Here is a 6,147-nt window from a genome sequence, read left to right on the forward strand (position 1 = left end):
GTCAACCCCCGTACATGGCCTCGGACTCGCCCAGCACCTCGGCGAAGTCCGAGGCCAGCCGCGCCGCGTCCTCCTCCGCCAACGTGGCCGTCGTGATCCGTACGGCGGGTGGCGCGGCGATCCGGAACCGGGCCCCGGCGGCGAGCCACCACCCCCGCGAACGCACCCCGTTGACCACCGCCGACTCGTCCCGCACCGGCACCCAGACGTTCAACCCGCTCGCCCCGTGCGCCGCGATCCCGTGCTCCGACAGCCGCTGGATCAGGCCGGTCCGCCGCTCCGTGTACGTCTGCGCGGCCCGCTCCACCAACGCCCCCACCTCCGGGTCGGACATCGCCCGCGCGACCGTCGCCTGGAGCAGATGACTGACCCACCCGGACGTCACCAGCATCCGCCCGTCGTGCCTGGCCAGCGTCGTGGCATCACCGGCGACCGCGGCCCAGCGCAGATCGATTCCGAGGTGCTTGGAGACGCTCCGCACCTGCGCCCAGCGGGGGAGACCACCCGCCGCCAGCGTGAACGCGGGTGCGTCCGCCACATCCGCGTTGTGATCGTCCTCCACGACCAGGACATCGGGGAACGCAGCCAGGACCGCCAGCAGCGCGGTGCGCCGCTCCGCCGAGAAGCAGCCGCCCATCGGACTCTGTCCCCGCGGGCTGCACACGACGGCGCGGGCACCGGCCCGCAACGCGGTACGCAGCGCGGCCGGCTGGATCCCTTCGTCGTCCACCGCGACCGGCGCCGTCCGAAGCCCCAACGCCGGTACCAGATCGAGCAGATGATGAAAGCCCGGATCCTCCACGGCCACCGTGTCGCCCGGCTTCAACTCGGTCGAGAGCAGCCGGCTCATGCAGTCGAGCGCACCCTGCGCGAAGGTCACCCGGTCGTGCGGCACCCCGTCCCGGGCGAACCAGGTACGGGACAGCTCCTCCAGGTTCGCGAGGCGCGGCGAGCCGCGGTGCGAGCCCTCGACCGGGTCCACCGGCCCGGGGGGAATGAGCACGGGAAGCAGCGCCGGGTCCGGGTATCCGCCCGCCAGGTCGCGCACCCCTGAGGGAACCCTGGGAGGCCGCCGCGACCCCACCGCCGGGGTCCGCGCCACCACCGTTCCGCCCCGCCCGCGTGTCATCACGATGCCCCGCAGCCGCAGTTCCTTGTACGCGGCGGCGACCGTGCCGGGACTGACCCCGAGGTCGCCGGCGAGCCCGCGCACCGGAGGCAGCGCCGCTCCTGGCCCCAAGGAGCCCTGGGACACGGCCTGTTCGACCGATGCGGAAATCTCCTTGGCCGTCGTACCACTGATCGCATATTGTGTTGCCACGTAGCGAAGTATGTACTGATACATAAATCGAGTCAAGGGGGACCGGTGACTCTCAGCCGCCGCCGAGCCGCACTGTACGCACGCATCCCGGGCGGCCGGGACGGGCGCCGGATGCTCTGGATCGCCCTCGTGAACAAGACGGGCACCGGCCTCTGGATGGGCGCGGCAGCGCTGTACTTCACCCTGGTCGCCCACCTGCCGATCGCCGAGGTCGGCATCCTCATGGGCATCGCGGGAGCCGCCGGCATCGCGGGCTCACCACTCGCCGGCCACCTCGCCGACCGGCTTCCCCTCACCCGCATCCTCGTCGCGGCCCAGATACAGCAAGCCATCGCCCTGCTCGCCCTGCTGACCACCCACAACTTCGCACTCCTGCTGGTCTACTCCGCGGTCGGCAGCCTCGGCGACCGCGGATCCAACGTCCTCACCAAGCTCTACTCGGCCCGGGTCAGCGGAGCGGACCGCATCCGGTACCAGGCCGTTCAGCGCACGGTCTCCAACGCGGGCTGGGCCATCGGCGGCCTCGCCGCGGCGATCACCCTCTCCGTCGGCACCACCCACGCATACCAGGGCCTGCTCATCGGCAACGCCGTGTCCTACGTCGTCATGTCGGCCCTCACCCTGCGCTGCGCGGAACCCCCGGCACCCTCACGGACGGTCGCCGGCTCGAAGGAATCGGGCCCGCCGGCCCGGCCGCCGAACCCCTGGCAGGACCGCACGTACCTCCTGTTCACCGCGACCGAAACGATGCTCTTCCTCGACGACGCGGTGCTCCAGGTCGGTATGCCCCTCTGGATCGTCCACGCCACCCACGCCCCGCACGGGCTCGCTCCGTTGCTGATGGTTCTCAACTGCCTGATGGTCGTCTTCTGCCAGGTGCCGCTCTCCCGCTTCGCCGGTACCCCCGAATCGGCGCGCAGGCTGCTGATGCCGCTCGCGGGCTTCTTCGTCGTCGGGTGCATCGCCACGAGTGCATCGGCCGGTGGCGGTACCGCACTCGCGGTGTCCATGCTCGTCCTCGCCGCGATGGCACTGACCGTCGCGGAAATGCTGCACGCGACGGCCTCCTGGGAACTCTCGATCGCGCTCGCCGCCGATGACGCGCAGGGCGCCTATCTCGGGGTGCACGGACTCGCCTCCTCCGCTCAGCGCAGCGGAGGGCCACTGCTCGTCACCGCGGTGATCGCGGCGGGCCCGCTGGCCTGGCCCGTGCTCGGCGCGGGTGTCGTCGCGACCTGCGTGGCACAGAGCCGGCTCGTGCGTACCCGGCTGCCCCGGCCCGCGTTGTCAGTGCCGCCGGTTACTGTGAGTGAGCATTGATCCACCGTGCTCAGGGGGAGCCATGGCGCAGAGCAATCAGAGCAGTTCCATGCGGCGGGCGTTGCGCCGCGAAGCACCGAGCACCGTCGGCCTGCTGGCCGACGAGCGGGACTTCGCGTCGATGAGGCGGTACCGCAGCTTCACCTTCGACGACCACACCACCTATCTCCAGCAGATCGAGGGCCTGTTGCGAGCCCTCACCGAAGAGGGGGTGCACACGACGGTCGCGTTGTTCGACCCGGAAGAGTTCGCGGAATTCTGCGAGGCCGCCGGACTGGACCCGGACTCGGCGGACAGCCGTACGCGCTTCACCGCGGGAATCGTGTCCGCCGGGGCGGCCCTGCCGTATGCCGGACAGCCGATCGACCGGCTGGTTCCGCTGCTCATCGACGAAGCGGTCCGCCAGGCCACGTGGGAGTACGCGACCATGGTGCTCGCCGAGAGAGGGGAGTGCGCCGACTGCGGCCAGGACATCGGCCGGGCCTCGTTCGACCGGGCCTCCCGGGCGCTGAAGAGCCTGCTCGACGGCGCGGGATCCGGCAGCCATCACCTGGTGTGCAGCGTGCCCGCCGAGGGCGAGCCACTTCTCGCCGTCCTGCACGCGGAGAGTCAGGAGGGCGCCGTCGCCCGTCTCGACCACACCGAGGGCGCGGCCTTCGTGACCGTCCTCGCGGCAGGCATCGCGCTGGAGAGTCCGGGCGGGGTGGTCATCCGTACGACAGCCTCCGGCCAGGACGACAAGGTCCGCGGCTGGCGGCTCCAGCGCGGACATCTGGTGCCGCTCACGGCAGGCGAAGTGTTCACCGCGTACTGCACGGACGCCGAGACCGGCGATCCCGTGTCACCCGAATCCGGTGTCGACTACTGCGCGGGATATGCCCTCCCGCAGGAGGACACCCACCACTGAACGCTGTGAGGGGCCTCCCGCCGACGTGGCGGGAAGCCCCTCACGGAGCTACGGGACAGCGCATCGGCTGTTCGCCCGTGCGCCCGTTATTCGCCGGACAACACCGCCTGTGCGGCCAGCCGGGCCTCACCAGCGGAGTCCGCGGCACGCGCGGCGGCAGCCGCACGCTCGCACTGCGCGAGCGTGTGCTTCGCGAGCGTCGTACGGACATACGGAATCGAGGCCGCACCCATGGACAGGCTCGTCACACCCAGACCGGTGAGCACACACGCGAGCAGCGGATCGGAGGCGGCCTCGCCGCACACACCACAGCTCTTTCCCTCGGCCTTCGCGGCGTCCGCGGACAACGCCACCAGGTCGAGCAGCGCGGGGTGCCACGGATCCTGGAGCCGGGACACGGCGCCGACCTGGCGGTCGGCGGCAAAGGTGTACTGCGCGAGGTCATTGGTGCCCAGTGACAGGAACTCGACCTCCTGCAGGATGGAGCGCGCCCGGAGCGCGGCGGACGGGATCTCCACCATCGCGCCGAACTTCGCCCGCAGACCTGCCTCACGGCAGGCGTCGGCGAATGCCTTGGCGTCGATCCGGTCGGCCACCATCGGCGCCATGACTTCCAGATACACCGGAAGCCCCTCGGCGGCCTTGGCCAGCGCCGTCAACTGGGTGCGCAGTACCTCGGGGTGGTCCAGCAGGGAACGCAGCCCCCGCACACCGAGAGCGGGATTCGGTTCGTCGGCCGGCGTCAGGAATTCCAGCGGCTTGTCCGCCCCGGCGTCCAGCACCCGGACGACCACCCGGCTCTCGGGAAAGGCCTCCAGCACCTTGCGGTACGCCTCGACCTGCTTCTCCTCCGACGGCGCCTTGGCCGAGTTGTCGAGAAAGAGGAACTCGGTACGGAAGAGCCCGACGCCCTCGGCGCCGACCTCCAGCGCGGCAGGCACATCACCCGGCCCGCCGACATTGGCGAGCAGCGGAACCTTGTGCCCGTCGGACGTGGCTCCGGGGCCGGTCGAAGCGGCCAGCGACGCCTTGCGCGCGGCGGCAACGGACTCCAGTTCGGCGCGCTTACCGGCGTCCGGCTCGACGAACACCTCGCCCGTGCTGCCGTCCACCGCCACGACCGTGCCCTCGGCGAGCTCACCGGCGCCGGGCAGAGCGACCACGGCCGGCACTCCGAGCGCCCGCGCCAGAATCGCGCTGTGGCTGGTCGGCCCGCCCTCCTCCGTCACGAAGCCGAGCACCAGCGTGGGGTCGAGCAATGCGGTGTCCGCCGGGGCGAGGTCCCGCGCGATGAGTACGTACGGCTTGTCGCTGTCCGGCACCCCCGGCATCGGAATGCCCAGCAGCCGCGCGACGATCCGGTTCCGTACGTCATCGAGGTCGGCGACCCGCCCGGCGAGGTACTCACCGGCGCCCGCGAGCAGCGCCCGGTACGAGGCGAACGCGTCGAACACCGCGCGCTCCGCGGAACTGCCGACAGCGATACGCCGGTCCACATCGGCCATCAGCTCCGGGTCCTGAGCCATCAGGGCCTGAGCTTCGAGCACGTGCTGCGCCTCACCGCCGGCCAGATTGCCCCGGGCGATCAGATCGGCGGCCACCGCCTCCAGGGCCCGACGTGCACGCCCCTGCTCGCGCTCCGCCTCCTCGGCGGGAATCTGCTTGGCCGGCGGCTCCAGAACTGCCGTACCCATGTGCCGAACCTCGCCGATCGCCACGCCGTGGCTCACTCCGACGCCTCGCAGTGTTGTCTGCATGTCACCCGTCTCCGAATTTCGTGGCTCGACTGGGAACTCCGCCGCCGCGGTGAATGGCCGATGTCACTGCCAGCTGAAGAGCGGCCCGCCAGATTCGACATCGCCGGTCTCGACCACGTCGGACAGCGAATCAGCAGTGGCTTCCAGCGCGACGACCGGGCAGACAGGAGACTTACCCGCGGTCTCGACCGCTGCCGGGTCCCAGCGCACCATGGCCTGACCGCGCTCCACCGTGTCGCCCTTGTTGACGAGCAACTCGAAGCCCTCGCCGTTGAGCTGAACCGTGTCGATACCGAGGTGCGTCAGCACCCCGTGGCCCTGTCCGTCGACGACGACGAAAGCGTGCGGATGCAGGGAGACGACGATGCCGTCGACCGGGGACACGGCCACCGAGGGCTCACGTGCGGGGTCAATAGCGGTACCCGGGCCCACCATTGCACCGGAGAACACGGGATCCGGCACTGCGGCGAGCCCGATCGCGCGTCCGGCGAGCGGAGATGTCACGGTGGTCATAGGGGGAGCCTCCCAGAGGGCGGAGCTTCGTGTGCCGCCGTCACTACCTGATGTGTTCTGGACGGCGTACTCTTCAGAAGAGTAAGTCATGATAAGTCCCGGTTCCGCCCGAGAGCGGCGGGTTGACAGATCAAGGAACCCACCGGAAGCGATTTGCCTCGCTCCCTGGCGAGCTGTACTGTCGTACTCCTGCCTGACGCCAACACGACTATGAGTCGGGGGTCGGCAGCATCTAATCAGCCAAGACCTTAACCGGATGTCATTTCTGCATGTCTGCAGAATTGATGGTTCGGAAGAGCGAAAAGGCCTGATAGAGTCGGACTCGCCGG

General features: G+C 70.2%; 5 protein-coding genes. 2 read left to right on the forward strand and 3 right to left on the reverse strand.

What is annotated here, in order from left to right; all coding sequences use genetic code 11:
• Window position 1: 1 nt before the first annotated feature.
• On the reverse strand, window positions 2-1,321 hold the full coding sequence (locus tag NBY69_RS36305) for an aminotransferase class I/II-fold pyridoxal phosphate-dependent enzyme (protein ID WP_250306548.1): 1,320 nt from the start codon (window positions 1,319-1,321) through the stop codon (window positions 2-4).
• A 45-nt stretch (window positions 1,322-1,366) separates the two neighbouring features.
• Here NBY69_RS36305 and NBY69_RS36310 point away from each other — a divergent pair, with 45 nt between their 5' ends.
• Both NBY69_RS36310 and NBY69_RS36315 read left to right on the forward strand, forming a co-directional pair.
• Window positions 1,367-2,641 carry an MFS transporter gene (locus NBY69_RS36310; RefSeq protein WP_284350360.1) on the forward strand — a complete coding sequence of 425 codons (1,275 nt, stop codon included), beginning with the start codon at window positions 1,367-1,369 and terminating at the stop codon, window positions 2,639-2,641.
• Between the two features lie 22 nt (window positions 2,642-2,663).
• Window positions 2,664-3,548, forward strand: coding sequence for a hypothetical protein (locus NBY69_RS36315; RefSeq protein WP_250306549.1), 885 nt, complete (start codon window positions 2,664-2,666; stop codon window positions 3,546-3,548).
• An 86-nt stretch (window positions 3,549-3,634) separates the two neighbouring features.
• Here NBY69_RS36315 and ptsP read toward each other — a convergent pair whose 3' ends face one another.
• Both ptsP and NBY69_RS36325 read right to left on the reverse strand, forming a co-directional pair.
• Entirely contained in the window at window positions 3,635-5,305 is a 1,671-nt protein-coding gene (ptsP, locus tag NBY69_RS36320) for a phosphoenolpyruvate--protein phosphotransferase (protein ID WP_250306550.1), read from the reverse strand.
• A gap of 63 nt (window positions 5,306-5,368) precedes the next feature.
• Window positions 5,369-5,818 (reverse strand): PTS glucose transporter subunit IIA, encoded by a 450-nt coding sequence (locus NBY69_RS36325; protein ID WP_250306551.1) that lies wholly within the window; start codon window positions 5,816-5,818, stop codon window positions 5,369-5,371.
• Window positions 5,819-6,147: the final 329 nt, after the last annotated feature.

It is taken from the genome of Streptomyces sp. A 4/2 (assembly GCF_940670765.1).
Taxonomy (GTDB): Bacteria; Actinomycetota; Actinomycetes; order Streptomycetales; family Streptomycetaceae; genus Streptomyces.